This is a genomic window from Actinocorallia lasiicapitis (genome assembly GCF_054778695.1).
Genome location: NZ_BAAGZI010000737.1, coordinates 1 through 1,268, shown reverse-complemented (window position 1 = coordinate 1,268; position 1,268 = coordinate 1). Strand labels below are relative to the sequence as shown.

The 1,268-nt window shown below is 73.1% G+C and carries 1 protein-coding gene; it reads left to right on the top strand.

Annotation, left to right across the window (positions count from 1 at the left end; all coding sequences use genetic code 11):
* Positions 1-1,195: helix-turn-helix transcriptional regulator (locus ACYVE7_RS34235; RefSeq protein WP_460370755.1), on the top strand; the 1,195-nt coding region annotated here is incomplete at its 5' end.
* Between the last annotated feature and the right edge of the window lie 73 nt (positions 1,196-1,268).

The window sequence follows — 1,268 nt, the reverse complement described above, 5'->3', positions numbered from 1 at the left end:
CCTCGCCCGGCGGGCCTACGGCCTCGGCCGGGCCGCCGAGGCCGACCAGTGGAGCCGGAAGGCCGCCGACGCCGTCCTGGCCGCCGGAGTGGACGAGCGGACCGGCGACTCCCTGACGGACGCCGCCTGGATCCAGGCGGCGCTCGAACAGCACACGTCGGCGCTCGACCTGTTCGCGAGCGGTCTCGCGGCACGGCCCGAACCGTATGTGGAGGCGCGCCAGCAGGCGGGCAGAGCGTACGTCCTGCAGTTCATGGGGCGGATCGACGAGGCGAACACCGCGGCCCTGGCGTCGCTGGCCGCGGCGACGGCCTCCGGCAGCGTCCACGCCCAGGTGATGGCGCTCAGTATGCGCTGCCTGGTGGCCGTGCACCGCGGCGACCCGGGCGCCGCCCTCGCGTTCGGCCGCAGCGCCTTCGCGCTGAGCCGCGCGGAGCGCAGCCAGTGGACCGCCGTCGCCGGCTGCCTCCTCGGCCAGGCCCATCTGCTCAACGGGGATCCCCGGCGGTGCGTCCGGATGATGACGGCCGCGGGTGGCGGCCGCGAGCTGCCGGACGTGGACCGGCTGCACCGGCCGTTCTTCTTCGAGGCGCTCTCGGCGGCGTCGTTGCTGATCCACGACGCGGAGTCCTGCCGCCGATGGGCCGACCTGGCCGAGGAGAGCGCGGCCCACACCGGGCTCAGGCTCAGGGAGGGCACCGCGCAGCTGACACGGTCGTTCGCGCTGCTGGCGTCCGGCGACGTCGCGCAGGCCGTCGCCCAGTCCCGTTTCGCCGCACAGACCTTCACCCTCGCCGGGGACTCGCTGCGCACGGGACGGGCTCATCTCGTGACGGGCATCGCGCTGACCGGAGCCGACCCCCGCGGCGCGGTCGCCGACCTCGACCAGGCCAAACGGCTTTTCGCGCTGGTGGGCGCCACCGGCCCCTACCTGAAAGCCGACCGGGAGCAGCAGCGGGCCGTCGCGCTGGGCGGCCAGGACGGCTGGCACAGCGCCCTCGCGGGGCTGACCGAACGCGAACTCAAGATCTGCGAACTGCTCGCGCAGGGCTCCACCAACCGGGAGATCGCCGGGCTGCTGTTCGTCAGCGCGAAGACCGTGGAAGCCTCGATGACCCGGATCTTCGCGAAGCTCGGGGTCACCTCCCGGGTCGCGGCGGCGGCGCTGATCTCCTCCTCCCTACGCGACCGCTAGTACTACATGCCTAGATCTTGAGTGGGTTCCGGAGTTCAATCACCTGAGAGGGTGGGGGCATGCCACCTTGGTG